The 26,956-nt window shown below is 69.8% G+C and carries 24 protein-coding genes; 11 read left to right on the forward strand and 13 right to left on the reverse strand.

Annotated elements, in window-relative coordinates; translation table 11 throughout:
• Positions 1–3: 3 nt before the first annotated feature.
• From OKJ99_RS29875 to hemL, 5 genes are all read right to left on the reverse strand, one after another.
• Positions 4–768: a cytochrome c biogenesis CcdA family protein gene (locus OKJ99_RS29875; RefSeq protein ID WP_326021036.1), complete on the reverse strand. Its 765-nt coding sequence runs from the start codon at positions 766–768 to the stop codon at positions 4–6.
• A gap of 6 nt (positions 769–774) precedes the next feature.
• Entirely contained in the window at positions 775–1,395 is a 621-nt protein-coding gene (locus OKJ99_RS29880) for a TlpA family protein disulfide reductase (RefSeq protein ID WP_326021037.1), read from the reverse strand.
• 66 nt (positions 1,396–1,461) lie between these two features.
• Positions 1,462–2,700 carry a polysaccharide deacetylase family protein gene (locus OKJ99_RS29885; RefSeq protein ID WP_326021038.1) on the reverse strand — a complete coding sequence of 413 codons (1,239 nt, stop codon included), beginning with the start codon at positions 2,698–2,700 and terminating at the stop codon, positions 1,462–1,464.
• A gap of 206 nt (positions 2,701–2,906) precedes the next feature.
• Positions 2,907–3,599 carry a histidine phosphatase family protein gene (locus tag OKJ99_RS29890; RefSeq protein ID WP_326021039.1) on the reverse strand — a complete coding sequence of 231 codons (693 nt, stop codon included), beginning with the start codon at positions 3,597–3,599 and terminating at the stop codon, positions 2,907–2,909.
• Positions 3,596–4,921, reverse strand: a complete 1,326-nt coding sequence (gene hemL, locus OKJ99_RS29895) for a glutamate-1-semialdehyde 2,1-aminomutase (RefSeq protein ID WP_326021040.1) — start codon at positions 4,919–4,921, stop codon at positions 3,596–3,598. The genes OKJ99_RS29890 and hemL overlap by 4 nt, the downstream gene beginning before the upstream one ends.
• Positions 4,922–5,128: 207 nt before the next feature.
• On the opposite strand from hemL, the gene OKJ99_RS29900 reads away from it, so the two are divergent.
• Positions 5,129–5,725, forward strand: coding sequence for a hypothetical protein (locus OKJ99_RS29900; protein WP_326021041.1), 597 nt, complete (start codon positions 5,129–5,131; stop codon positions 5,723–5,725).
• Between the two features lie 7 nt (positions 5,726–5,732).
• On the opposite strand, the gene OKJ99_RS29905 is transcribed toward OKJ99_RS29900, so the two are convergent.
• On the reverse strand, positions 5,733–6,599 hold the full coding sequence (locus OKJ99_RS29905; RefSeq protein WP_326021042.1) for an LLM class flavin-dependent oxidoreductase: 867 nt from the start codon (positions 6,597–6,599) through the stop codon (positions 5,733–5,735).
• A gap of 171 nt (positions 6,600–6,770) precedes the next feature.
• Here OKJ99_RS29905 and OKJ99_RS29910 point away from each other — a divergent pair, with 171 nt between their 5' ends.
• From OKJ99_RS29910 to grpE, 5 genes are all read left to right on the forward strand, one after another.
• Positions 6,771–7,973, forward strand: a complete 1,203-nt coding sequence (locus tag OKJ99_RS29910; protein ID WP_326021043.1) for a glycosyltransferase family 4 protein — start codon at positions 6,771–6,773, stop codon at positions 7,971–7,973.
• Positions 7,974–8,279: 306 nt separating this feature from the next.
• Positions 8,280–9,683 (forward strand): dynamin family protein, encoded by a 1,404-nt coding sequence (locus OKJ99_RS29915; RefSeq protein WP_326021044.1) that lies wholly within the window; start codon positions 8,280–8,282, stop codon positions 9,681–9,683.
• Positions 9,684–9,701: 18 nt separating this feature from the next.
• Positions 9,702–11,567, forward strand: coding sequence for a dynamin family protein (locus OKJ99_RS29920; RefSeq protein ID WP_326021045.1), 1,866 nt, complete (start codon positions 9,702–9,704; stop codon positions 11,565–11,567).
• 45 nt (positions 11,568–11,612) lie between these two features.
• Positions 11,613–13,685, forward strand: a complete 2,073-nt coding sequence (locus OKJ99_RS29925; protein WP_326021046.1) for an Hsp70 family protein — start codon at positions 11,613–11,615, stop codon at positions 13,683–13,685.
• A 16-nt stretch (positions 13,686–13,701) separates the two neighbouring features.
• Positions 13,702–14,154, forward strand: a complete 453-nt coding sequence (gene grpE, locus OKJ99_RS29930) for a nucleotide exchange factor GrpE (protein ID WP_326021047.1) — start codon at positions 13,702–13,704, stop codon at positions 14,152–14,154.
• Between the two features lie 18 nt (positions 14,155–14,172).
• Here the strand turns inward: grpE and OKJ99_RS29935 are convergent, their stop codons facing one another.
• The 3 genes from OKJ99_RS29935 to OKJ99_RS29945 form a co-directional block, all read right to left on the reverse strand.
• Positions 14,173–14,826 carry a CE1759 family FMN reductase gene (locus OKJ99_RS29935; RefSeq protein WP_326021048.1) on the reverse strand — a complete coding sequence of 218 codons (654 nt, stop codon included), beginning with the start codon at positions 14,824–14,826 and terminating at the stop codon, positions 14,173–14,175.
• A complete protein-coding gene (locus tag OKJ99_RS29940) occupies positions 14,823–15,908 on the reverse strand; it encodes an LLM class flavin-dependent oxidoreductase (protein WP_326021076.1) in 1,086 nt (361 codons plus the stop codon). Before OKJ99_RS29940 ends, OKJ99_RS29935 begins: the two co-directional genes overlap by 4 nt.
• Positions 15,909–16,032: 124 nt before the next feature.
• Positions 16,033–16,623: a TIGR03086 family metal-binding protein gene (locus OKJ99_RS29945; RefSeq protein ID WP_326021049.1), complete on the reverse strand. Its 591-nt coding sequence runs from the start codon at positions 16,621–16,623 to the stop codon at positions 16,033–16,035.
• Between the two features lie 464 nt (positions 16,624–17,087).
• Here OKJ99_RS29945 and OKJ99_RS29950 point away from each other — a divergent pair, with 464 nt between their 5' ends.
• Positions 17,088–18,383: an RNA-guided endonuclease InsQ/TnpB family protein gene (locus tag OKJ99_RS29950; RefSeq protein WP_326021050.1), complete on the forward strand. Its 1,296-nt coding sequence runs from the start codon at positions 17,088–17,090 to the stop codon at positions 18,381–18,383.
• Between the two features lie 57 nt (positions 18,384–18,440).
• On the forward strand, positions 18,441–19,262 hold the full coding sequence (locus OKJ99_RS29955) for a helix-turn-helix domain-containing protein (RefSeq protein WP_326021051.1): 822 nt from the start codon (positions 18,441–18,443) through the stop codon (positions 19,260–19,262).
• An 11-nt stretch (positions 19,263–19,273) separates the two neighbouring features.
• Here the strand turns inward: OKJ99_RS29955 and OKJ99_RS29960 are convergent, their stop codons facing one another.
• From OKJ99_RS29960 to OKJ99_RS29970, 3 genes are all read right to left on the reverse strand, one after another.
• Positions 19,274–19,459, reverse strand: coding sequence for a hypothetical protein (locus tag OKJ99_RS29960; RefSeq protein ID WP_326021078.1), 186 nt, complete (start codon positions 19,457–19,459; stop codon positions 19,274–19,276).
• The gene (locus OKJ99_RS29965; protein WP_326021052.1) at positions 19,446–20,216 is read right to left on the reverse strand and encodes an SDR family NAD(P)-dependent oxidoreductase; all 771 of its coding nucleotides are present in this window, start codon (positions 20,214–20,216) and stop codon (positions 19,446–19,448) included. Before OKJ99_RS29965 ends, OKJ99_RS29960 begins: the two co-directional genes overlap by 14 nt.
• Positions 20,217–20,283: 67 nt before the next feature.
• Entirely contained in the window at positions 20,284–21,477 is a 1,194-nt protein-coding gene (locus tag OKJ99_RS29970) for an RtcB family protein (protein WP_326021053.1), read from the reverse strand.
• A 202-nt stretch (positions 21,478–21,679) separates the two neighbouring features.
• On the opposite strand from OKJ99_RS29970, the gene OKJ99_RS29975 reads away from it, so the two are divergent.
• The 3 genes from OKJ99_RS29975 (at position 21,680) to OKJ99_RS29985 (ending at position 25,036) form a co-directional block, all read left to right on the forward strand.
• Positions 21,680–22,603 carry a DUF3558 domain-containing protein gene (locus OKJ99_RS29975; RefSeq protein WP_326021054.1) on the forward strand — a complete coding sequence of 308 codons (924 nt, stop codon included), beginning with the start codon at positions 21,680–21,682 and terminating at the stop codon, positions 22,601–22,603.
• A 149-nt stretch (positions 22,604–22,752) separates the two neighbouring features.
• Entirely contained in the window at positions 22,753–23,595 is an 843-nt protein-coding gene (locus tag OKJ99_RS29980) for a DUF3558 domain-containing protein (RefSeq protein WP_326021055.1), read from the forward strand.
• 136 nt (positions 23,596–23,731) lie between these two features.
• The gene (locus tag OKJ99_RS29985; RefSeq protein WP_326021056.1) at positions 23,732–25,036 is read left to right on the forward strand and encodes a DUF2637 domain-containing protein; all 1,305 of its coding nucleotides are present in this window, start codon (positions 23,732–23,734) and stop codon (positions 25,034–25,036) included.
• A 67-nt stretch (positions 25,037–25,103) separates the two neighbouring features.
• Here OKJ99_RS29985 and lysS read toward each other — a convergent pair whose 3' ends face one another.
• Positions 25,104–26,912, reverse strand: coding sequence for a lysine--tRNA ligase (gene lysS, locus OKJ99_RS29990; RefSeq protein WP_326021057.1), 1,809 nt, complete (start codon positions 26,910–26,912; stop codon positions 25,104–25,106).
• Positions 26,913–26,956 lie beyond the last annotated feature (44 nt).

Genomic DNA, 26,956 nt, shown 5'->3' on the forward strand with positions numbered 1-26,956 from the left:
GGATCAGATTCCCACCTGGAAGCCGGTGGACCAGGTCCGCATCTGCCCCACGAGGGCGTCCCACGCACCCGTGAGCAGCAGAACCCCGGTCAGGATCATCATGATGCCGCCGATGCGCATCACCCACGTGTAGTGCTGCTTGACCCAGCCGAACGCGCCGAGCGCCTTGCGGAAGGCGATCGCGGCGAGCACGAAGGGCAAGCCGAGGCCGAGGCAGTACGCGATGGTCAGTATGGCCCCGCGGCCGGCGGTGCTCTGCACCGAGGAGAGGCCGATCACGGAGGCGAGGGTCGGGCCGATGCAGGGGGTCCAGCCGATGCCGAACAGCGCGCCGAGGACCGGGGCTCCGGCCAGACCGGCGGCGGGCTTCTTGTGGAAGCGGAACTCCCGCTGCGTCATCCAGGGCATGAAGCCCATGAAGAAGACGCCCATGGCGATCATGAGGCCGCCGAGCACCTTGCTCAGCACCCCTTGGTACTCCTGGAGCGTCTGGCCGAAGAAGCCGAACAGCGCGCCGCCGGAGACGAAGACGGCGGTGAACCCGAGGACGAACAGGCTGGCGCCCGCCGCCATCCGGCCCCGCCGCTGTTCCATCAGGTCGGTGCCGGTGATGCCGGTCACGTACGACAGATAGCCGGGTACGAGGGGCAGCACGCACGGCGAGAAGAAGGAGACCAGGCCGCCGAGGAGGGCGACCGGCACGGCCAGCAGGAGCGCGCCGTCCGTGACGGTGTCACCCGCGGCGAGTGTGACGAGGGAGGAACTCACCTTCGCTCACTTCTCCGCGATGACGGGCGCGACCATCTTGCGCAGGGCCTTCTCGCTGAGCGGCTTGAGCGAGCGCGCGGCGATCTTTCCCTCGCGGTCGACGACGATCGTCGAGGGGATGGCCTGCGGGTTGAGCGTGCCCTTCTCGAACTTGAGGAGCAGCCGGCCGGTCGGGTCGTAGAAGCTCGGGTACGGGACCCCGTAGGCCTCCTCGAACTTCTGGGCCGGGTTGGTGCTGGGGTCCCGGGTGTTGATGCCGAGGAACTGGACGTCCTGCTTCTCGGTGTCCTTGGCGACCTTCACGAAGTTCGGTGCCTCGGCGCGGCACGGCGGGCACCAGGAGCCCCAGACGTTGAGGACGACGACCTTGCCCTTGTAGGCGGACATGTCGAGCTTCTTGCCCTCCAGGTCCTTGCCCCACAGGGCGGGAGCGTCGTGTCGCTCGCCCTTCTTGACCGTGGCGATGCCGCCGGAACCGCTGACGAAGTTGGTGTTGTTGCCGCCGCCCGACGTACCGCCGGAGCCGCAGGCCGTCAGCGCGAGGGCCGCCACGGCGGCTCCTACGGTCAGCTCGGCGGCGCGGCGCTTCGTCGCGGTGGTGCGGGGGGTGCGGGAGGCGGCACTCATGTGAAAAGTTTCGCATGTCTGTTTAGGGGATCTTCCGCACCCCCCTCGCGGTGGGAAAAGCCCACTTCAGGAGGGGTTTGCGAGGAACTTGCGCCAGCCCTCGGAAGGCTGCTGTCCCACATCGAGCGTACGCAGCTTCGTCAGCGTTTTCGGGTCCTGGGCGTCGAGCCAGTCGGTGAACTGCCGGAAGGAGACGAGCCGCACGTCACGGTGCTTCTCGGCGGTGGCCGCGATGTGCTTCAGCGCGTCCTCGACGGCGTCCATGTAGATGCCGCCGTTCCACTCCTCGAAGTGGTTGCCGATGAAGAACGGCGCCCGGTTCGTCTCGTATGCCCGCTTGAATCCCTGGATGTACGCCTGCGCGGACTGCTTGCGCCAGCCCGGGTAGTTGGCGGCGGGCGCGCGCGTGGAGTTGAGGGACTGGTTGGCCAGCATGTTGTAGTCCATCGACAGGACCTCGAAGCTCCGGCCGGGGAACGGGACGGCCTGCAACGGCAGGTCCCAGATCCCGAGCCGCTTGTCCGGCCAGCGCTGCACGCCGCCGGGCGAGGAGGCGTCGTAGCGCCAGCCGAGTTCGCGGGCGGTGGGCAGCAGTCCGTTCTGGCCGAGCAGACAGGGCGTACGGCCGCCCACGAGTTCCTTGTCGTAGTCGAAGGGCAGCGCGGGCAGGTCCTTCCAGCCCGTGTGCGTACGCCACTTCTTGACGAAGGTCGTCGCCTGGTCGATCTCGTCGCGCCACTGCGCGGGCGTCCAGTCGGCGACGGAGCCGGGGCCGGCGCAGAAGTGCCCGTTGAAGTGCGTGCCGATCTCGTGCCCTTCGAGCCAGGCCCGGCGGACGTACTTCAGGGTCTCCTTGATGTGGGCGTCGGTGAGATAGCCGATGTCGGAGGCGCCGACCGGGTTGTTCGGCGGCCGGTACAGCCGCTGCTTCGACTCGGGCAGGAGGTAGAGCCCCGACAGGAAGAAGGTCATGTGCGCGCCGTGCTCCTCGGCGAGCTTCAGGAAGCGCGGGAAGAGGCCGTTGCCCACCTCGCCCGCGCCGTCCCAGGAGAAGACCACGAACTGCGGTGGCTTCTGGCCGGGTTCGAGCCGCTCGGGCCTGCCCGGCTGGTGGGGCTGCCTCCCGGTGTACGCCGTCGAGCCGTCGCCGATGGGCCGGAGCCGGGCCGAATCGGGCGGGCCCGGCCTGCCGGGCCGCTCCGAAGTGACCGTCGGGGCACCGCCCGTACCGCACCCGGTGAGCAGCGCCCCTGTCGCCGCACCCGCACCGAGCCCGAGCAGTCCCCTGCGACTCACGTCCCGCATACCGTCGTCCCCATTCCTCACGCTGCCCCATTCACAGGGGCGTCCAGGAAGAGGGCACGAGGAACACGCGGGTTCCGGTAAACGGTCCGGTTTTGCGGCGATTTGAAGAGGTACGCGAAAGGCCGCCGGGTTGACGGCGGCCTTTCACTGGAGTCGTTGCCCGGGACCAAGCGATCAGGCGGCCAGGCGGTCAGGCGGTCAGGCGGTCAGGCCCCGAACGCCTTGTCCTTCCCCTTCACGGGCTTGGCGCCCGCCAAGAGATGCGCGGGGACGAGGTCGCGGGCGGGCTCGGTGTAGCCCACGGACACGATCTTGTCGCCCTGGTACGTGAACGTCGTCAGCGAGGCGAGCGTGCACTGCCGCTTGCGCGGGTCGTGCCACAGGCGCCGCTTCTCGACGTACGACCGCACGATCCAGATGGGCAGCTGGTGGCTGACGCACACCGCCTCGTGCCCGCGCGCCGCGTCCTTCGCCGCGTCGAGCGCGCCCATCATCCGTACGACCTGGTCGATGTACGGCTCGCCCCAGGACGGCTTGAACGGGTTGACCAGGTGCTTCCAGTTCTCCGGGTTCTTCAGCGCACCGTCGCCGACGCCGAAGGTCTTGCCCTGGAAGACGTTGCCCGCCTCGATGAGCCGCTCGTCGCTGTCCAGGTCGAGGCCGTGCGTCTTCGCGATCGGCGTCGCCGTCTCCTGCGCCCGGTCCAGCGGGGACGCCACGACGTGCGTGACGTCGCGCGCGGAGAGGTGCTCGGCGACCCGGTCGGCCATCCGCCGGCCGAGGTCGGAGAGGTGGTAGTCGGGCAGGCGCCCGTAAAGGATCCCGTCCGGGTTGTGCACCTCGCCGTGGCGCATCAGATGGACGACGGTGATGTCGTCGCCCGACTTCGGGGCGCTCATGCCGTGGCCTCCGCGGCGGCGCGGGCGGCGGCCGGAAGGGCCGCCGCGATGCGCTCGATCGCCCGCTCGTCGTGGGCGGTCGACACGAACCAGGACTCGAAGGCCGACGGCGGCAGGTACACGCCCTGCTCCAGCATCGAGTGGAAGAACGGGCCGAAGCGGAAGGCGTCCTGCCCCTTCGCGTCCTCGTAGTTCACCACCTCGTTCTCCGTGAAGAACACGGTGAACATGTTGGACGCGTTCTGCACGCGGTGCGCGACGCCCTCCTTGGTGAGCGCCTCCGAGACCAGCGAACGCAGCTGCTCACTGGTCGCGTTCACCTTGTCGTACGCCGCGTCGTCGAGCAGCCGCAGCTGGGCGACGCCCGCGGCGGTGGCGACGGGGTTACCGGACAGCGTGCCCGCCTGGTAGACGGGGCCCGCCGGGGCGAGGTGCGCCATCACGTCGGCGCGGCCACCGAACGCGGCGGCGGGGAAGCCACCGCCCATGACCTTGCCGAACGTCATCAGGTCGGGGACGACACCGTCGATCCCGAACCAGCCGGCCTTCGACGTACGGAACCCGGTCATCACCTCGTCGGAGACGAACAGCGCACCGTTCTCGGCGCACACGTCCTTGAGCCCCTGGTTGAAGCCCGCCTTCGGCGGCACGACGCCCATGTTGCCGGGCGAGGCCTCCGTGATGACACAGGCGATCTGGCCGGGGTGCGCGGCGAACGCTGCACGCACGGCCTCGATGTCGTTGTACGGCAGCACGATCGTGTCGCCGGCCTGCGCACCCGTGACACCCGGGGTGTCCGGCAGGCCCAGCGTGGCGACGCCGGACCCGGCGGCGGCGAGCAGCGCGTCCACGTGCCCGTGGTAGCAGCCGGCGAACTTGATGACCTTCGCCCGGCCGGTGAACCCACGGGCGAGCCGGATCGCGGACATGGTCGCCTCGGTACCGGAGGACACGAGCCGCACCTGCTCGACGGGGTCGATCCGCCCGACGATCTCCTCGGCCAGCTCGACCTCGCCCGCGCCCGGCGTGCCGAAGGAGGTGCCGCGCGAGACGGCCTCCTGCACGGCCGCGATGACCTCGGGGTGGGAATGGCCGAGGATCATCGGCCCCCACGAGCACACGAGGTCGACATACTCGCGCCCGTCGGCATCGGTGAGATACGGACCGTTACCGGACACCATGAACCGGGGCGTTCCGCCCACCGCGCGGAACGCGCGCACGGGCGAGTTCACGCCACCGGGCGTGACCGCTTCCGCACGGTCGAAAAGCCCCTGCGACGCGGGTGCCTCATAGGGATAGGGAGTGTTGTTCGCCTCTGCCATACCTCTCAGCGTACGGCCCACCCTCTCGCGCCCCAGCGCGCGGACCCGCGGGCAACCTAGACTCTGGCTCGCGCCACACCTCGCCGACACGTTTCGGCGGAGGACCGTGGGGGAGGTCACTGACACGATCATCGGGTTGCGCGTAGGCGGTCGCGCGGCCTACAAAAGGGCTTGCGCGGCCCGGGGAAACAGCAGTCGGGTGGAGATATGCATCGCGGTGGCGGACTGGGCGAGGGGACCGGCGACCTCGGTCCCCGGCGTGCCCGGCGGGGGAAGCACCGGCGCGACGAGGGCGAAGAGGTCAGGGACGTCGGAGACGTCAGGGACGGGGAGATCAGGGACGGGGACATCGGGAATGGTGGCCGGGTGGGGGTGACCTACAAATACTTCGGCGCGCCCGACGGCGCGACGGCCGCCCGCGTCCCGATCTCCATGCGCCCCGAGGAGCTCGGCGGTGACGAGCTGGGCATGGGCGGCATGTTCACCAAGATCAAGCCGGAGACGATGGCCGCGATGGTCCTCACCGGCATCGAGGGCATACCCCTGCACAAGGTCCCGCCCCTGGAGCTCGTCGTCCTCCACCCCGACTACGCGGTGGTCAAGCTCCCCATGACGGTCGTCGACCCGCTGCGCGGCGTCGGCGAGGAGTCCGTCGGCGCCGCGGCGTTCATCTGGTCCACGGTCCCCGACCGCGGCGGCCCGCGCGACGCGTTCAACGTCTACCAACTGCTGCACGAATGGCAGGACTTCAGCCACCGCCTGCACGACGCGGGACATCAGGCGTACTGCCTGGTCTGGCCCTAGCCGGGCGCTACAGCACGGGCGGCCCCGCCTCGATCCTGCGCAGCACCGCCTCGTACGAGTCGATCGACCCGCCCGTCTGCAACTGCCGCTCGTCCCACCACGTCGCGCCCGCGTCGGCCAGCGGTCCTACGACGTCGAGCGCGGCGGCCTTGCCGGGCGGCGTGAGCCCGCCGACGACGAACTCGAAGGGGCCCTCGACCGACTCCCGGTGCTCGTTCACATACCGGACGACGTCCGCGAAGCGGTCCGGGCGCGGCGGCACACCGTGCAGCGCGTCGGCGAACAAGGGGGCCGCGCCGTCCCAGCGGGCCGCGCGACGCATCGGCCGCCGGGCCGGCCAGAAGCCACCGATCCAGACGGGTGGGCGGGGCCGCTGCACGGTCGCGGGCAGCAGCTGCGTCTCCTGTACGCGGAAGTGGGCGCCGTCGTGGTCCACCGTCCCGCCCGACCAGTACCGGGCGAGCAAATCCAGGCCCTCGTCGAGTCGTTCGGCGTGCACGACCCGGTCGACGGTGTCACCGAAGCCGCCGTACTCGTCGTCGGCGGGGCCGCCCAGACCGGCACCGAACACGACACGGCCACCACTGAGCGCGTCCAACGTGGCGACCTGGCGGGCGAGTTGCTCGGGGCGGTAGCGGGGCACGGCCGCGACGAGCGTGCCCACCTTGATCCGGGACGTGGCCAGGGCCGCCGCCGTGAGCAGCATCCAGGGGTCACCGAAGGGCTTGCCGCGCTGCACCTTCTTGTCGTGCACGACGTGGTCCCACAACAACAGGGCGTCCCAGCCCGCCTGTTCGGCCGCGGCGGCCGTACGGGCGACGGTGTGGGCGTCGGCGAAGTCACCGAAGTTCGGGATGTTGACCGAGAAGCGCATGCCGCCATGATGTCGGCCCTGGCGCCTGCCCGACAGGGCGCCGCGCGTCATCCCTGGCGAGCGCCAAGCCGGGGGCGAGGGATCGGCGGATCGCCTGATCGGTGGGCGGCCGAAGGGCTTCTTCCCCGGCTCTCACCCGCGGCGCGCGCCTTCCGGGGAAGGCATGTGCACATGAAGATCGCGTTCCTGCTGCACAACGTGTACGCCGTCGGCGGCACGGTGCGCACCACGCTCAACCTCGCCGCCGCGCTCATCGAGCACGGCGGCCACGAGGTGGAGATCGTGTCGCTCTCCCGGCACCGGGAGGCCCCCCGGTTCCCGGTCGACCCGCGGATCACCCTCGTACCCCTGGTGGACCTGCGCGCCGGGACGCCCGACACGCTCCACCCCGCGTACGGAAAGCCGGCACGGGCCTACCCCGTCGCCGACAAGCGCCACCATCAGTACGCGCTCCTGCACGACATGCGCGTACGCGCCTACCTGGAGGAGCGCTGCGAGGCCGACGTCGTCATCGGGACGCGGCCCGGGCTCAATGCCTACCTCGCCCAGTGGGGGCCGAAGCGGGCGCTGCGGATCGCGCAGGAACACCTGCGGCACGACGCGCACAGCGACGCGCTGCTCAGGACCGTCGCCCGGCGCTACCGGACGCTGGACGCGCTGGTCACGGTCACGGAGGAGGACGCGGAGGTGTACCGGGCCAGGATGCGGCTGCCCGGCGTGCGGATCCTGTCCGTGCCGAACATCGTGCCGCCGTTCGCCGTGCCGCCCTCCGACGGCAGCTCGAAGATCATCGCCGCGGCCGGCCGGCTCGCCCCCGGCAAGCGCTACGACCTGCTCCTGGAGGCCTTCACCGCGGTGTCGGCGAAGCACCCGGACTGGGAACTGCGGATCTACGGAGGCGGCGCACAGGAACCGCGCCTGCGGGCCCTCGTGGACGAGCTCGGGCTGCGCGGCCGGGCCCGCCTCATGGGGACGGTGTCACCGATCGAGCCGGAGTTCGCGCGGGCGTCGATCGTGGTGAGCGCCTCGGACGCGGAATCCTTCGGAATGACGCTGGTCGAGGCGATGCGCTGCGGCGTCCCCGTCGTCTCCACGGACGCGCCGCTCGGCCCCGCCGAGATCATCACGGACGGCGTCGACGGGCGGCTCGTCCCCGTGGGGAACGCGGGCGCGCTCGCCGAGTCGGTCATCGACCTCATCGAGGACGAACCGGCCCGCCGGAAGATGGGCGCGGCGGCACTCGCCTCCGCGCACCGCTACGACCCGGAGCCGATCGTGGCGCGGTACGAGTCCCTCTTCACGGACCTGGCGGCGAGCCGGCGGCGCCGCGCGTGGCAGAAACTCCACGCCCGGCTCCGCCATCCGACCCGGTGAGACGACCCCACGCCTCGGCACAGGCCCAGGGCCATCACGAACTGCCGCACATCCGCGGCTGCACGGCGCGTAAGACACCGGTGCCGTACAAGCTGCGGCTGCCGGGCCCTGACGGGCCCCCGGGGCCGACGTTGCCCAGGGTTGGCAAACACCCCGGCTCGGTACCGGCACCCGCCTCCCCAGTCCTTCCGAACCATCTTCCTGGCGCGGTATGTTCGGCATCCGGGACAGCCGGGTCGGCCATGCTGGTGGGGGAACAGGATGGAGACAGGACTCGCTGACGCGCTGCGTCGAGACAGTGAACAAGTGTGTACGTCCCTGGCGCCGGGGACCTTGCGCTCCGAGCTGGAGGCGATCGTCTCCCGCCTGGCCGACCCCGTCCTGCGGATCGCCATCGGCGGCCGCCTCAAGTCGGGGAAGTCGACCCTGCTGAACGCGATACTGGGGCAACGCCTCGCCCCCACGCACCGCAACGAGTGCACGCTGATCCCGGCCTCGTTCCGCTACGGGCCGGCCAACCAGGTTGTCCTCCACCTGACCGACGGGACCGAGCGCACCATCGCAGGCCGGGCAGGCGGCGGCGTTCCGGACCAGCTCCCTCTGGAACGCGCCGAGATACGACACCTCACCGTGCGCTCACCCAACCGCCGGCTCGAACAGGCCCATGAGTTCGTCGACACCCCAGGCCGGGACTCCCTGAGCGGACTCGACGACGTCGCCATGGCAGCGATTGCCGAGTCGGACGCGTTGCTGCTGGTGATGCCCATGCCGGGGACCGGCGAACGAGAGGCGCTGGAGGAGTACACCGGGCGCGTCCACGGCGCTCCCCTGTCGGCGTCCAACGTCATCGGTGTACTGAGCCGGATCGACCGCCTGGCCGTCGACGACACGGCCGAACTCGGCACAGTCGCGGCCCGGTTGGCAGCCAGTGCGCAGCGGCGCCTCGCACCGCTGATCGCGGACGTGATACCGGTGTGCGGCCTGGTGGCGGAGACCGCGCGCGGCCAGGACTTCACGGAGGGCCACGTCAAGGCGCTGAACGGGCTCGCACGGGACGGCCCACCGGCACACCGGATGCTGTTCTCTCAGGAGGACTTCGTCGCACTCGCCGGCGCCGTACTGCCGGACGACCTGTGCTCCCGGCTCCTCGCCCTGTTGGACCTCCACGGACTGCGGCTCGCCCTGACCGCGATACGCGAGGGAACGCCGGACCTCGAGGGCATCGTCCACGAACTGGAGCAGGCCTCGGGCATCGGACGGTTGCTGGAGGCCATCGACCAGCGCTTCGTCCGGCGCACCGACGTGCTGCGCACCACATCGGCGCTGAGCCGCCTGGTGACACTGGCGGCAGGCACCGGCGACGCCCAGGGCCGCGCCCGCATCCGGGACCTCGCACGCCGCTGGCAACTCCGCCCGGAACTGCGGGAGACCGAGCTGGTCGCCGTGGCCCACGCAATACGGGCAGGAGTGCTCGGTAACGACGAGACGGACAGCACCCAGGTACAGGACCTGCTGACGGGCACCACCCCGGCTACCCGCCTCGGCCTCGCGGAAGGGACCGAGGCAGCGGCGATCGCCGCGGAGGCACTGCGCAGAGCGACCCGCTGGCGCGCCAGGGAGCTGGACGCGCCACGCGCCGCCGAACCCCACATCGTGACGGTCCGGGTCTACTACGAGCACCTCCACCGCACCGCCCTCGACAGCCGCTGAACGGGAGGAACGACGCCGATGTCACTGCACCCCGCAACAGACGACGTCATCCGGCTCTGCGCGCGCGTCCAGGCCCTTGCGCCCGCCGACGAGGACCAGGGGACCGTCGAGGAACTGCGCCTGCGCAGCGCGTGGTTGAGCGAGCGCGGGCTGACCGTTGTCGTGGTCGGCGAACAGAAACGCGGCAAGAGCTCCCTGATCAACGCCCTGGTCGGCCGGCCAGGACTCCTGCCGGTCGACGTCGACGTAGCCACAGCCGCGTTCCTGAGCGTGTCCCACGGCGCCAAGGACCGCGTACTCCTCATCGGTGACATCGCGCGGGAGGTCACGATCGACGAGCTCGCCGAGTACAGTTCCGTCGACCCGGAGACCGGGCTCGACCGGCACCCCGAGATCATCGGCCTGACGGTCGAGATACCCGCCGACATCCTGACGGCCGGCCTCACCCTGGTGGACACACCCGGCGTCGGCGGGCTGCTGGCCGGGCACGCGGACATCACTCTCGGCGCGTTGGAGCACGCGGACGCCCTGCTGTTCGTGCTCAACGAGTCGATGGAGCTGAGCAGTTCGGAACTGGAATTCCTGCGCCGGGCGACCCGCAGGACCCGTCACACCCTCTTCGTCCTCAACGCCATCGACCGCAATCTGCACTGGCACGACACCCTCGAACGCAATATGCACCTGCTGCGGGAGCACGCGCCCGAATACGCGCAATGCCCCTGGTACGCCGTGAGCAGCAGGTTCAAGACCCAGTCGGACCAGTACGCCGTCACCGACCCGGACTTCGCACAGGACCTGCTGCGCCGCAGCCGCTGCGAGGCGCTGGCCCAGGCCCTGCGCGACGATCTGGGGCGCAGAGTGCAGGCGGGCCGCCTGCGTGCGGTGCTCGACCTGTGCGCGCAATACCTCGCGCGGGCCGAGCGGCGGCGCACCGAGCAGGACCGCGTACTGCGGCAGGACGAGACCCTCGGTGCCGAATTGGCGCAGCGCCGCGAGCACATCGCCGACGCCATGCGCCAGGACGCTCGCTGGCGGTCCCGCCTGGGCGAGCGCGTCGAGGACCTGCGCGGCCGTCTGCTGGAGGCTGTCGACGAGCGACTGGTCTCCCTGCGGACCGCGCAACTGAGCGCCCTCGCCCAAGGGGGCCGCACCATGCCGACTCAGGTGGAGCGCGACCTGAGTGACAGCCTGCGGGGACTCAAGGTCGCCTTCGACACCGAGCTGTTCGAGGGGCTCTCCGCTCTCTGCCAGGATCTCTGCGCCGACTTCGAGACGGCGGGGATCCAGGTCACACCGGCCGAACTGCGCTTCGGTACACACCGCCTCGATACGCCTCAAGGCACCGGCGCCCCGACAGCGCCGGTACCGGCGCCCACCCCTGACCCCGAACCTGGTACGACGCCCGGTGGTGGCGGCTGGCTCCAACAGGTCCTCGGCGACGGAGCGGTCGGCCAGGCCGTGGGAAGCGCGGTCGGCGGCACGGTCCCGGTGGTCTTCGCCGCACTCGGCGCCGTGGCCACGGCCGGTGCGACCGTCGTGGCGGCGGCCGCGGCGGTGTTCCTGGTCAGGCGCTCCACCGCGGCCAGGCGTCGCGCCGAGGTCGAAGCCCGCGTCGACACGGTGATCGAGAGGGGTAGGGACGAGTTCCCCGCTCTGCTCGCCACCGCCCTGCGGCACTTCTCACAGACCCTGGCCACGACCGCCACCGAGACGCTCCAGGAACGGCTCCGGGACACCGACGCCGCGATCACCGAAGCGGAGCGGCAGCGCGCCGCCCAGGAGAACGCCCTCGCGCCGCTCCTCGTGGAGGCACGGCGGCAGCGCATCGCCATCGAGACGCTCCGTTCGGAGACGGACGGGCTCCGCGAACGGGTCGGCGGCTGAGGCAACCCGAGCGGAGTCAGAAAGCGAAGAGAGGGGGCACGTCCCATGGGATGGGCACTCGTCATCGACTACGGCACCTCGCGCACCACCGCGGCCCTCGCGGAAAACGACACCATCAACCAGCTCCTGATCGACGACGACCGCTACATGCCATCCCTGGTGTGTCTGGACGAGGACCACCTGGTCACAGGGCGGACCGCCTTCTCTCTGGCCATGGCCATGCCGGAATGCGCCGAACGCGTCCCCAAGCGAGCCGTGCTGCACAGCGACGAACTGCTACTCGACGGCCGTCCGTTCCGCGTCGTCCAGCTGATCGCGGCGGCCCTCTCGACGGTCGCCAAGAAGGCAGTGCAGCGGGCAGGCTCCCCTCCGGACCGGCTCGTCCTCACCCACCCCGTACAGCGGGAGCACGAGTACCTCCGGGCCCTGACGGAAGCCGCCGAGCTCGCCGGACTGCCCACCCCCGAATTCGTCCCGGAGCCCGTCGCCGCCGCCCTTTGGTACGCAAACGAGAGCCGGACCGCCGAACTCGGCGACGTGATAGTCGTGTTCGACTTCGGCGGAGGCACCCTGGACACCGCCGTCCTGCGCCGCACGCACAACGGATACTTCCTGGTCGGCCCGCCGGGCGGCGACGCTCTCCTCGGCGGTGAGGACGTGGACGAGCAGCTGCACGGCCTGCTCGACCGGACTGCCCGGGAGGCCGACCCGGATGCCTGGGAGGCGATCTTCAAGGGTGAGACAAACCCAAGGAACCGACGGGACCGGGCCCAGACCCGCCAGTCCGCGATCGACGCGAAGCACGACCTCTCGGACCAGCTGACCACGACCGTCTATCTGCCCGGCTTCAGGAAGAGCTTCCGCATCACACGCCAGCAACTCGACCAGAGCATGTCGGACATCATGGGCCGGGCTCTGGGCACCTTGACCGACACGCTCGACAAGTCCGGCACGGCACCGCACCAACTGGCCGCCGTCTACCTGACCGGCGGCTCCAGCCGGATACCCCTGGTGCACGACGCCGTCGCCGAACGTCTGGGCGTGAACCCGCAGTTGCACCACGACCCAAAGAGTGTCGTCGTCATCGGCGCCGCGCACTGGGCGCTGCACCCGCCCCGGGTTGCCTCCAACGCCTCGGAGGCGCTGGCCGGTTACCAGAAATTGCTGACCGAACAGACCCGCGACCTCGGCCCTGACCACCCCGACACCCTGACCACGCGCCGCAGGGTCGGCGAGTACACCGGCGACGCCGGGGACGACTCCGGGGCAGTGGCCCTGCTCACCGCGCTCCTCGACGACCAGCGGCGTGTCCTGGATCCCGACGACATGATCGTCCTGGAGACCCGGGTGCTGCTGGCGGGCTACACGGCCTCGACGGGGAGGTACCGCCAGGCGCTGGACCAACTGACGTCCCTCATCGACGATCTCACCAGGACCAGCGGTGAGAACCATCCGGACACGCTCAGCGTCCGCTTTCTCTGGTGGGCGTACAAAGGGATGTCAGGCCAGCCCGAGGAAGCGGCCGCGCAGTTGCTCCACCTGCACGGGGAGATCAGCCGGGTCAACGGCCCCGACCACTCCGACACGCTCGCCATGGAACTCATGCGGGCTTCGGTCGTCAGCGAGCTGGACGAGGATGCGGCTCTGCGCCTCTACGAGGAACTGCTCCCCAGGACGATTCACGCCATGGGCGCGGACCATCAATGGACACTCGCCATCAGGAACAACATCGCCGTGGGCACAGCGGATCCGGCCGAGAGCCTCCGTCTCCTGGAGGCTCTGCTGCCCGACCTGGTGCGCGTACCCGGGGCGGATGCACCCATCACGCTGATGGCGCGCCACAACATCGCCACCATGACGGGCCGCGTCGGCGACTGGGAGACGGCTGTCGACCAGTTCCGCGCCGTCCTGAAGGACCGTGAGCGGATCAACGGCAAGTACCACCCCGAGACGCTCGTGGTCCGCAGCCTCATTGCTCAGAGCCTCTACGAGCTCGGGCGGAAACCGGAGGCCGTGTCACTGATGCGCGACGTCGTGCGCGACTACGACCAGCACACGGACGGCAGCACCGAGGCGGTGGCGATCGCGCGGCAGGCACTCAGCGACTGGACCGACTGAGGAGAAGGAGTGGGACATGTCGTTCGACTACGGATTCCAGGGGGCCGGCTGGGGACTGATCGGCTTCGTACTGGGCCTGGCCACCTCGCCCATGGCGCGCCTGATCCGCCCCCGCCCCGACCCCGACCCCGAACCTCATCCCGACGAGGACCTCACGGCTCCGGACGACGTCCGCCGCAGCCGCGACGTACTCGTCAGGGCGTGCATCGGAACGGCCGACCTGGTCCGTGATCACAACGAGGCCCTGTGGGAACGCATGACGAACGCGCTCACCGACGCGGGCGTCGAGACGGTCATCCCCGACGGCGAGCAATTCGACCCCGCCGAGTTCGACGCCGTGGACCGCCTGCCGGTGAAGGACCCCGACCGGAACCGAACGGTCGCCTCCACCGACCTCGCCGGTTACCGCGAGGACGGCCACTGGATCCGCAGGCCTCAGGTCGTCGTCTATCGAAGCGTCGCCGACTAGCCGGCACCGGCTCTCCCCTCACGCCTCCCGCAGCGCGGCGAGGCGTTCCGCGAAGGGGATCACCGTGAAGCCGTCGTCCGGGTCGACCGAGGTGACCGCGCCGTGCAGGGAGCGGGGCGCGATCGCCGCGGCCGTGTCCACGTCGGGGGACGCGGCGCCGCCGACCGGTGCCAGCGACCGCGCCAACTCCCCGCCCGCCCGCGCGATCCGGGCCGCGAGGCCCTCCTCGCCCCAGTCCTCCGACGCCGCGTACACGGCCGTAGGAAGGACGACCGCCCGCAGATACGTGAACAGCGGGCGCAGCGCGTGCTCGGTGACCAGGGAGTGCCGCGCGGTGCCACCCGTCGCGCCGACGAGCACCGGCTTCCCGGTCAGCGCGTCCTTGTCGATCAGGTCGAAGAACGACTTGAACAGTCCGCTGTACGACGCCGAGAACACCGGGGTGACCGCGATCAGGCCGTCCGCGGCCGCCACCGCGTCGAGCGCGGCGGCGAGCCGTGCGGGCGGGAACCCGGTGACGAAGTGCTGCGCGATCTCCGTGGCGTAGTCACGCAGTTCGAGCACCTCGACCTCGGCGTCCACGCTCTCCGTGGTCGCGGCGGCCAGCCGGTCGGCCAGCAGCCGGGTGGACGACGGGGCGCTCAGCCCCGCCGAGACGACGACGAGCTTCATGCCTGGTCGACCCCCTTCGCGGCGACGCGGGCGGCGTGGGTGGGCGCGTCCGGCACGTTCGCAGGACGCTTGTTCGCGAACTCCTTGCGCAGTACCGGCACGACTTCCTCACCGAGGAGGTCGAGCTGCTCCAGGACCGTCTTCAGCGGCAGGCCCGCGTGGTCCATGAGGAACAGCTGGCGCTGGTAGTCACCCACGTAGTCACGGAACGAAAGCGTCCGCTCGATGACCTCCTGCGGAGAGCCCACGGTCAGCGGCGTCTGCGAGGTGAACTCCTCCAGGGACGGGCCGTGGCCGTACACGGGCGCGTTGTCGAAGTACGGGCGGAACTCGCGCACCGCGTCCTGCGAGTTCTTGCGCATGAACACCTGGCCGCCGAGGCCGACGATGGCCTGCTCGGGGGTGCCGTGCCCGTAGTGGGCGTAGCGCTGCCGGTACAGGTTCACCATCTGCTTGGTGTGGCTGGCGGGCCAGAAGATGTGGTTGTGGAAGAAGCCGTCGCCGTAGTACGCGGCCTGCTCGGCGATCTCCGGCGAGCGGATGGAGCCGTGCCACACGAAGGGCGCGACGCCGTCCATCGGACGCGGGGTCGAGGTGAACGACTGGAGCGGCGTACGGAACTTGCCCTTCCACGTCACCACGTCCTCGTCCCAGAGGCGGCGCAGCAGCGCGTAGTTCTCGATGGCGAGGTCGATGCCGTCCCGGATGTCCTTGCCGAACCACGGGTAGACCGGGCCGGTGTTGCCGCGGCCCATCATCAGGTCGACCCGGCCGTCCGCGACGTGCTGGAGCATCGCGAAGTCCTCGGCGATCTTCACCGGGTCGTTCGTGGTGATCAGCGTCGTGGAGGTGGAGAGGATCAGGTTCTCGGTGCGCGCGGCGATGTGGCCGAGCATCGTCGTCGGCGAGGACGGGACGAACGGCGGGTTGTGGTGCTCACCGGTGGCGAAGACGTCGAGGCCGACCTCTTCCGCCTTCTGCGCGATGGCGAGCATCGCCTTGATGCGCTCGTGCTCACTCGGCGCGCGTCCGGTCGTCGGGTCGGTCGTGACGTCACCGACGGTGAAGATCCCGAACTGCATGCTGCTCACCTTCCGCAGGTTGTTGATGCTTCAACTATACCTCCGGAACGGTGGGCCGCCACCAGGTATTCCCGTGACCGGGGGACGCGGTCGAGGGCCGGGGGGCCTGGGGCCGAGGGCCGCCCTACGCCCGATACGGATCCCGCCCTGTCGCGGCGAGCAGCCGCGCGAGCGGATCCGCGTCCGCGCCCACCGGCACCGCCGCCCCGAACGCCCCCATCTCCCGGCCCGTCGGCGCAAGCCCCTCCACCACCTCCGCGAGCTCCGTCACCACCGCAGGATCGGCCCCGTACTCCTGGCCGGTCGCCCGCGCCAGATCCCACGCGTGCGCCGTCAGATCCAGCAGCGCCATCCCGCCCACGATCCGCGCCGGCATCTTCAGCGACCCGGTCGTCCCCTCCTCAGCCCCGGGCGTCGACCACGCCTCGACCAGCGCCTCCGCCTCACGCGCGAACCGCTCCCGCCAGCCGGCCTCCGCCACGTAGTCCGGCGGCGAGGAGAAGTCGGAGTCCCGCTTCACCGCGAGCTTCTGGAACTCGACGACCACGTGGAGAAGGTGGTTGGCCAGGGCCCGCACGTCGTAGTCCGCGCACGGCGTGGGGGCGTCGAGGGCCTTGTCCTCGATGCCGGCGACGACGGGAACGGCACGGGAGGCGGCCGCGGCCAGCAGCGCGCCCAGCGGCTTCGTGTGCATCTGCTTCTCGTTCGCGTTCATACCTCGACGCTACGAGGGCACGGCCCGCCCTGCTTGAAGAAACACGACGCCACGCAAACGCGCTGCTGTCAGTCAGTGCCCGAGCCACGACCGCCGGAACCTGAGCATCAGCATCAATGTCAGTGCCCCGCTCTACCGTGTTCATCGGTAGTGCTCCGCCGTTCACGACTCCACTGGGGAAGCCGATCTGGTGGTGGCGGCGCGGAGCGCTGCAGCGAGCGGTGGGCTTGGACAGCCGACGCGGAGCGCCGGGGTGGTGTTCTGGCGGAGCGGGACCATGCCCGCTCGGGCCGTATGTCGCTGCCGTCGACGGTTTCCCCGGACTTGTCGAACGGGGAAAGAGCTGCGCATGCGGCCATCGAAGCCGCATGAATCCGAAACTTCTGGGGTGCAGTGCGATCAATTCCGGCACATTCGGTTCATGCGCATGCCAGGGGCATGGGCCGTTGTTAGCGTCCTTTCCCATGAGGCGGCGGGAAGGCCAACCTGGACCGGTCAAGCGGCAGTTCGGGCATCGCGCCCGGTTGGCGCTCACGGCTGATCAGGCGGCGGTCCTGGAGGGGCAGGGGCATGCGGCCCGCACCATATGGAACCTGCTGCACGACTGGTGGACCATGCTGCCCAAGGCGCAGCGGACCCTGGCCGCGGCCGACGCCATCATCCGTCAGGGCCGTGCCGAGCTGGACTGGCTCGGTGTACTGCCCGCGCAGGCTGCCCAGGCGGTGCTCAAGTGCTATTTCCAGGCGTGGAAGAACTGCTGGGAGGGCCGCGCGTCGGCGCCGGAGTTCAAGTCCCGCCTGCGCACGAAGATGAGCATCGACATCCCGCAGGGCCGCGACCTGCGTGTACAACGCGTTCACCGACGTTGGGGCATGGTCAACATTCCCAAGGTCGGCCGCGTGAAGTTCCGCTGGACCAAGGGCCTCCCGGTCGGCAAACGGGCGGACAAGGACCACCGCATCACCGGCGCCCGTCTCGTCAAGGACGCCTTCGGCTGGCACATCGCCTTCCGCATCACCACCCTCACCCCAAAACCCGCCGTGCACCCGGGGCCCGAGGTCGGCATCGACGCCGGGATCACCATCCCCCTGGCCCTGTCCGACGGCACGAGTGTCGAGCACGGCCAGTGGCTCAGCAAGAAGGAGGAGGCCCGGCTGCTGCACTACGAGCGGCGGGCCGCGCGCCGTAAGGCGCACCGTAAGAAGGGCGAGAGCACCAGCCATCGCCTGCAGCACACCTATGACCAGATCGCTCGTATCCGCGCGACAGCCAAGCGCCGACGCGACGACTGGCAGCACCAGGCCACCACCGCCATCGCGAACACGTACGGCACGGTGGTCGTCGAAGCACTGCGGATCACGAACATGACCCGCTCCGCCAAGGGCACCCTCAAACAACCCGGCCAACACGTGGCGCAGAAGGCCGGGCTGAACCGGTCCGTCCTGGGCGAGGCATGGGGGCGGACAGTCGAGCTGCTGGCCTACAAGGTCGCCGACCGGGGCGGCACCCTGGTCGAGGTCCCCGCCCCGGGCACCTCCCTGGAATGCTCGCAGTGCCACACCGTCACCGAGGGCAGCCGCCGCAGTCAGGCGCAGTTCGTGTGCAACAACCCCGCCTGCGGCTGGGACGGCAACGCCGACCACAACGCCGCCCGCACGGTGCTTAACCGATACCGGACGGGCCACGCGCTCGTCCCGGCTGCCGGAAGGGCAGTCGTCAGGCGCGCCACCAGCGGCGTCAAACCCACCACCGCAAGGTAGGCAGGAATCTCCTTCCTACGCTTGTGCGAGGGGAGGAGAACACTTCAAGCTCTCCCCATGTCACCGGAGCGCCCCGACACCCGCGGGATCGTCGACCCGGCCGCACTGCTCACGCGCGTGCGGCTGCGCCACCACGAGCCCGCCGAGCCGCTGCGCCGGCACGTCGAGCACTACTGGTTCATCGACTGGGACCTGCCGGAGCCCTACGCGTCGAACGTGCTGCCCCACCCGTCCGTGCACCTCACCTTCCAGCAGGACGACATCGACCAGCCGCCGTACGGGGAGCTGACCGGCGTCACCGCGCCAGGCCTCTACGCCCGCAAGATCCACGGGCGGGGAAAGGTGTGCGGCGTGAAGTTCCGGCCGGGGGCGTTCCGGCCGTTCGCACCGGACGCGCCGGTCTCGCGGTGGACGGGCCGGGTCCTGCCCTACGAAGAGGTCTTCCCGACCACGGACCCCGCGACCATCCTCTCCCCCACCGACAACACCGACAGCGTCGACGACACCGCCCGGATCGCCGCCCTCGACGCGTACCTGCTGCCACTGGCCCCCGCCGAACCCGACCCGCAGGCCGACCTCGCGATCGGCCTGGTCGACCGCATAAGGGCCGACCGCGGGGTCCGCCGCGTCGCCGACTTCGCGCAGGCCGAAGGCATGACGGTCCGGACGTTGCAGCGCCTCTTCCACGCGTACGTGGGCGTCAGCCCCAAGTGGTGCATCCTGCGCTTCCGCATCCACGAAGCGGTGGAGACCGCCGCGGCCGGCGGCGACATCGACTGGGCCGCCCTCGCCGCCGACCTCGGCTACGCGGACCAGGCCCACCTCGTACGGGACTTCACGGCGACGGTGGGCGTGCCACCGACGGCGTACGCGGGCTGAGCCCAGCGGCCCTAGTTGGCGTGCTTGATCGCGAAGATCATCACGAACGCGACGATATGAATCCCGAACAGGAAGTACCCCAGGTACCACCACATGTACCGCTCGCCGCGCTTCTCCTCCGCACGACGCCGGTCGTCGTACTCCTGCTGAAGCACGTCCAGCGGATCGGGCAGGCCGGAATGATCAGGACTGCTCACGATGCACCTTGGTGTTGGACGCCTGAGCCCGCGGCCGCACCACCAGCAGATCGATGTTCACGTGCGGCGGCCGCGTCACGGCCCAGCTGATCGTGTCCGCCACGTCATCCGCGCTCAGCGGCTCGGCCACGCCCTGATACACCTTCGCGGCCTTCGCCTCGTCCCCTCCGAACCGGGTCAGCGCGAACTCATCGGTCTTCACCATCCCCGGCGCGACCTCGATGACCCGCACCGGCGTCCCGACGATCTCCAGCCGCAACGTCTCCGCGAGCACATGCTCCCCATGCTTGGCGGCGACGTACCCGCCCCCACCCTCATAGGTCCCATGCCCAGCGGTCGACGACAGCACAACCACGGTCCCGTCCCCGCTCGCGGTGAGCGCGGGCAGCAGCGCCTGCGTGACATTGAGCGTGCCGATGACGTTCGTCTCGTACATCTGCCGCCAGTGGTCCGGATCGCCGGTGGCCACGGGATCGGCACCGAGCGCGCCACCAGCGTTGTTCACCAGCACACCGATGGTCTTGAACGCCGAAGCGAACTCATCAACGGCGGCGCGATCGGTCACGTCCAACGCGTACGCGACGGCATCGTGCCCAGCAGCCGTGATCTCCTTGGCGACCGCCTCGATACGGTCCTCCCGGCGAGCCGTGAGCACCACGCGATACCCCTCGGCCGCCAGCTGCCGCGCGGTAGCGGCACCAATGCCACTGCTCGCGCCCGTGACGACGGCAATACGGGATGCGGGGGCGGGAGCCATGGTCTAGCCCTACCTTTCGGCGACGATCCACTGAAACGAATCCCAGGGTACGCGCGGCCCGAACGGGTCAGCCCTTCACACAGACGACCTGCTTGAGCTTGGCCACGACCTCCACGAGGTCCCGCTGCTGATCGATGACCTGCTCGATCGGCTTGTACGCGCCCGGGATCTCGTCCACGACGCCGGAGTCCTTGCGGCACTCCACACCCCGCGTCTGCTCTTCCAGGTCACGCGTCGAGAAGCGCTTCTTCGCGGCGTTCCGGCTCATCTTCCGGCCCGCGCCGTGCGACGCGGAGTTGAAGGACGCCGCGTTGCCGAGGCCCTTCACGATGTACGAGCCGGTGCCCATGGAGCCGGGGATGATCCCGTACTCGCCGGAGCCCGCGCGGATCGCTCCCTTGCGGGTAACCAGGAGGTCCATGCCGTCGTACCGCTCCTCGCTGATGTAATTGTGGTGAGCACTGATCTCCGGATCGAACATCGGCTTCGCCTTCTTGAACTCCTTGCGGATCACGTCCTTGAAGAGCGCCATCATGATCGTGCGGTTGTACTTGGCGTACTCCTGCGCCCAGAACAGGTCGTTGCGGTACGCCGCCATCTGCGGGGTCTCCGCGATGAAGACGGCGAGGTCGCGGTCGACGAGGTTCTGGTTGTGCGACAGGCCCTGCGCGACGCCGATGTGATGGTCCGCCAGCTCCTTGCCGATGTTCCGGGAACCGGAGTGCAGCATGAGCCAGACCGAATCGGACATATCTACACAAAGCTCCACAAAGTGGTTCCCGGAGCCGAGGGTTCCCATCTGCTTCACGGCCCGCCCCTCCCGGAACTTCACCGCATCCGCCACCCCGTCGAACCGCCCCCAGAAGTCCTCCCACCCCGCTGTACCGAAACCATGCAGCCGCCCCGGATCCACCGGCTCGTCGTGCATTCCGCGGCCCACCGGAATCGCCTGCTCGATCTTCGAGCGGAGGCGAGAAAGGTCACCCGGCAGGTCGTTCGCCGTCAGGGACGTCTTCACCGCGCTCATGCCGCAGCCGATGTCGACGCCGACCGCCGCCGGGCAGACCGCGCCCTGCATCGCGATCACCGAGCCGACCGTGGCGCCCTTTCCGTAGTGGACGTCCGGCATGACGGCCAGGCCCTTGATCCAGGGGAGCGTCGACACGTTCTGGAGCTGCTGCAGCGCGCCCGGGTCCACCGTGGCCGGGTCGGCCCACATGCGGATCGGGACCTTGGCGCCCGGAACCTCTACGTACGACATGAAATCCCCCGGAAATCGGAACAGTTGGTCAACTTCGAGCTGAAGCATCGGAAATGGATGTAGCGCAAATACCGCCGCCAGCACGGCAAATCGGATGCCGGACCGGCGTTCACGGCGGCGCGTGCGATAGACATGGTGCCCATTGGCCGCCCCGTCGCGGCAACCGATTAACCAGGCGCAGGACGCCGAGAGGAGCCTCAGGGTGCAGCGGAAGTCGTACGCGTTCGTACCGGGTGTCGCCGCACTCCTTGCGGCTGTGCTCGCCGGCTGCACCGGTGGTTCCGATGACGGCGGCGGGGCCGACGACTCGAAGCCCGGTGGGCCGACCGCGACCGCGTCGACCGCGGAGCCGGGCAAGTACCGGACGCTGCCCGAGCCGTGCAGCCAGCCAGGCCAGGACACGCTGGACGAGATGCTGCCCGGCATCAAGAAGCTCCCGGACGCGGAGCAGCGGGAGAAGGCGTACGAGGGCGTGGCCACGGTCACGTACGACACGGATCGCCGGGTCGGGTGCCGGTGGAAGGACGATTCGGCCCGGGGTGGCACGCATCGCCTGAGCCTCGACTTCGAGCGGGTGGTGTCGTACGACACGGCGGTGAGCGACGACGACCGTGCGACGTCGGTGTTCGCGTCGAAGGCGGACGCGGCGCAGCTGCCGGATCCGGCGTCGTCCGAAGCTCTGGCCTCGGAGAAGGCCTCCGGGAAGGCCTCCGGGAAGGCCTCCGAGACTGCCTCAGATGCGGCCTCCGGGAAGACCTCCGAGAAGGCCTCCGGGAAGGCTTCGGAGTCCGCGTCGAAGGCGGACTCCGCGTCTCCCTCCGCTTCGGACGAGCCGTCCGGTGACGCCTCCGCCTCCGGCTCCCCCAGTTCCTCCGGGACCGCCGATGATCTTCAGCCGCGGCTGCTCGACGACCTCGGCGACGAGGCGTTCGTGGACGACGTGCTGGCGGGTCCGACGACCGGTCGGCACCGCACGGTGACTGTGGCGTTCCGCACGTCGAATGTGTTGGTGACCGTCCAGTACGAGGTGCAGTCGGCGACCGCCGCGAAGGTGCCGGACAGCAAGGAAATGCAGGACACAGCGCGGAACCTGGCCGGAAACCTGGTCGGCAGGTTCGGCGATTAGGGGCATTCGGGCACAGCCCGTCGGCATGGTGAAGGCGAGACGCGTGCGTCGGCCACGGCGTACGGTGACCCATCGGACCCCACTCGTGAAGGTCGAATGGTCATCACGTGGCGGGTCCGTGGCCCTGTCAGCGTCCTAGTGAAGGAACCATGCACCGTCCGACCAAGCGACTCACCCGCACCCTTGTCTGCGCGGCCGCCGTGCCTGCGGTTCTCGTCGTAGCCGGCTGCTCGTCCGGTTCCGGTTCCGACAGCGCGAAGGACGACTCGCAGGCGAAGGCCTCGGCCTCGACCTCGGGCGCCAAGGCGAAGAAGGTCGCGCCCGCGACGTACAAGGAGCTGCCGCAGGCGTGCTCGGCGTTCTCGAAGAACACGCTGGGCGACCTGGTTCCGAAGGCCGAGAGCAAGGCCGGCGCGTCCGACGACGAGTCGACGCGCGCGAACTGCTCCTGGTCCAGCCTGGACAACAACGGCGTGGACGGCTCGCAGTTCCGCTGGCTCAATGTGTCGTTGGTCCGTTTCGACTCGGATGTGAACCGGGGCAGCGGCGACAAGCTGGCCGAGACCTACTACGCGAAGCAGATCAAGGACGCCAAGGCGACCAAGGGCGCGAAGGACGTCAAGACGGCGTCCGTGTCCAAGACGGGCGACGCGGCGACGCAGATCAGCTACGACCGTAAGTACAAGGACAAGAAGGACACCGTCACGTCCAAGCAGCAGACGATCGTCTCGCGCGTGGACAACGTCGTGGTGACGGTCGACTACAACGGTTCGGGTCTGGCGGGCGATGCCGCCCCCACCGCGAGCTCGCTGTCGAAGGACGCGCAGAAGGCGGCGAAGGAAGCGGTGGCCAAGGTCATCGAGTCCGCCAAGGGCGGCGACGCCGCCGGTTCGGCGAAGCCGTCGGCCCCCGCCAAGGAGTCCAAGGACTCGAAGGACTCCAAGAAGTCCGAGGAGTCGAAGAAGCCCGAGGAGTCGAAGAAGGGCGCGTGATCGCGGCCCGCTGACCTCCTGACGGAAGCCCGGTCCCCCTTGGAGGGCCGGGCTTCCGCGCGTACCGGCCCGCGCCCCCGCGCACGCATGTGCCAGTCTGTTGGCCGCAACAGCCGGAACTTGGAGGGGAAGTGGAGTGGCCGCGCCACTGAAGCTGACACGGACGCACCGGATACTCGTGGGGGTGGTCATCGCCGGGGCGGTGGTCATCGCCGCCATCGGTTTCGCCGGTTCGTACGCCGCTGTGCGGGAGTTGGCCCTGGAAAAGGGCTTCGGGAACTTCTCGTACGTCTTCCCGATCGGTATCGACGCCGGTATTTGTGTGCTGCTGGCGCTTGATCTGCTGCTGACGTGGATCCGGATTCCGTTCCCGTTGCTGCGTCAGACGGCGTGGCTGCTGACGGCGGCCACGATCGCCTTCAACGGCGCGGCGGCCTGGCCGGATCCGCTGGGTACCGGCATGCACGCGGTGATCCCGATCCTGTTCGTGGTGGCCGTCGAGGCGGCCCGGCACGCGATCGGGCGGATCGCGGACATCACCGCGGACAAGCACATGGAGGGTGTGCGGATCACGCGCTGGCTGCTGTCTCCGCTGCCTACGTTCTTGTTGTGGCGGCGGATGAAGCTGTGGGAGCTGCGTTCGTACGACGAGGTCATCAAGTTGGAGCAGGAGCGGCTGGTCTATCGGGCGCGGCTGCGTTCGCGGTTCGGGCGGGCGTGGCGGCGGAAGGCTCCGGTGGAGTCGCTGATGCCGTTGCGGCTCGCGCGGTACGGGGTGCCGCTGGCGCAGACCGCGCCGGAGGGTCTCGCGGCGGCGGGCATCGACCCGCAGTTGCTGCCGCCGGCTCCGCCTGTCGCGCCCGTTCCGCGCGAGGCGCCGGCCCAGCTCACGTCGGCGCAGCTCACGTCGGCGCAGCCGCGGCCCGAGCCGCCCTCCGAGAACGTGGGCTATGTCCCGCCGGCGTTCAACGGGCAGCCGCGGAAGGAGTACCGGGGCGACTACGACCCGAACTTCGAGCCGCCGGTGTCCGTTCCGGAGCCGGAGCACCAGGGCCGGTACGAGGAGCGGTCGCCGCAGGCCCAGGTGCCGGTGCCGGTTCCCCGTGCCCCGGAGCCCGAGCCGGAACCGCAGTATCAGGAACCGCGGTATCAGGAACCGCGGTATCAGGAACCGCAGTTCCAGGAGCCGCAGTTCCCGGTGCCCAACGGGGCGGGAGGGACGCGGCCGATGGGTGAGGGCGTCCCGGACATCGAGCCGACGGACGACGAGCTGTATGTGGTGTTCCGTGGCTCGATAGAGGGTGAGGGGCTGCCGACGCCGAAGGCCTTCGCGGCGAACGTGGAGGCGCAGTACGGGCAGCGGATGGCCTCGGAGGACGTGAGCCGGTACATGAACCAGTTCGCGGTCCGCTTCGAGCAGGACATGATGAGCGAGGCGTAGTGCCCTGGAGGCATGCGTGAGGGGCGGCACCGTTCGGTGCCGCCCCTCACGTGTGTCCGGTGACCCGTTACGCCCCGAGCAGCTTGCGCACGCGGTCCGCGCCGACGGCGAGGAGCAGCGTGGGCAGTCGCGGCCCGGTGTCGCGGCCGACGAGCAGGTGGTAGAGCAGCGCGAAGAACGAGCGCTGGGCGACCTTGATCTCGGCGGGGAGTTCCTTGGCGGTGGCGTCGGCGGGGAAGCCGGCCTGCACCTTGGGAACGCCGTACACGTGGTGGGTCAGGCCGTCGAGCGACCAGTGGTCGTCGAGTCCTTCGAGGAGCAGGCGGATGGACTCGCGGCCCTGCTCGTCGAGTGCGGCGAGCGCCTCGGTGTCGGGCTCGGTGCGCACGATGGTGCGGGACTCGGCGGGTACGTACTTGGTGATCCAGGCCTCGGCCTTGTCGAGCCGGGGGCGGACGGTGTCCAGGTCCGTGACCGGGTTCGCCGGGTCGAGCTCGGAGAGGATCCGCTGGGTCTGCTCCTCGTCCCCGGCGGTGACGTCGGCGACGGAGGCGAGTGTGCGGTACGGCAGCGGGCGCGGGGTGCGCGGGAGTTCGCGTCCCGCGACGCCGACGGCGCGGCTGTACGCGGCGGCGTCGGCGGGCAGCGCGGTGCCGTCGGCGACCTTGGCGCTCAGCTTGTCCCACTCGTCGTAGAGCCGCTGGATCTCCTGGTCGAAGGCGATCTTGAACGACTGGTTGGGCCTGCGGCGGGCGTACAGCCAGCGCAGCAGCTGGGGCTCCATGATCTGGAGCGCGTCGCCGGGGGTCGGGACCCCGCCCTTGCTCGACGACATCTTGGCCATGCCGGAGATGCCGACGAAGGCGTACATCGGGCCGATGGGCTGCTTGCCGCCGAAGATCTGGTCGACGATCTGGCCGCCGACCTGGAACGACGAGCCCGGGGACGAGTGGTCGACGCCGGAGGGCTCGAAGATGACGCCTTCGTAGGCCCAGCGCATCGGCCAGTCGACCTTCCAGACCAGCTTGCCGCGGTTGAACTCGGAGAGGCGGACCGTCTCGGTGAAGCCGTCGAGCGTGCAGGTGTAGGACAGCTCGGTGGTCTCGTCGTCGTACGACGTGACGGTGGTGAGGTCCTTGCCGCACTGGCCACAGAACGGCTTGTACGGGTAGTAGCCGCCCGCGCCGCCGCTGCCGTCGTCCTCGGACGCGGCGCCGGAGCCCTCGGCCGCTTCCAGCTCGGCCTCGTCGAGAGGCTTCTGCTGCTTCTTGGCGGGGTCCTTCTTGGTGCGGTACTGGTCGAGGATCGCGTCGATGTCGCCGCGGTGCTTCATCGCGTGCAGGATCTGCTCGCGGTACGTACCGGCCTGGTACTGCTCGGTCTGGCTGATGCCGTCGAACTCGACGCCGAGGTCGGCGAGGGCCTGGACCATGGCGGCCTTGAAGTGCTCCGCCCAGTTCGGGTACTCCGATCCGGCGGGGGCCGGGACGGAGGTGAGCGGCTTGCCGATGTGCTCGGCCCAGGACTCGTCGGTGCCGGGGACGCCGGCCGGGACCTTGCGGTAGCGGTCGTAGTCGTCCCAGGAGATGAGGTGTCGCACGGTGTATCCGCGGCGGCGGATCTCGTCGGCGACCAGGTGCGGGGTCATGACCTCGCGGAGGTTGCCGAGGTGGATCGGTCCTGACGGGGAGAGGCCGGAGGCGACGACAACGGGTTTGCCCGGAGCACGCCGCTCGGACTCGGCGATGACATCGTCCGCGTATCGGGAGACCCAGTCCGCGTTCTCTGGGGTCTCCGCTCCGGTGCTCTGGGCCACTGTCGGCTCGTCCTTCTCTCCTGCTTCGGGTACGCGCGGCTGGTTTCCGCGCGCTGCCATTGTCCCAGCTACTGGCTGCTGGGGAAAAACGCGTTATCAGCGGG

The organism is Streptomyces endophyticus, from assembly GCF_035798155.1.
GTDB classification, from domain to species: domain Bacteria; phylum Actinomycetota; class Actinomycetes; order Streptomycetales; family Streptomycetaceae; genus Streptomyces; species Streptomyces endophyticus.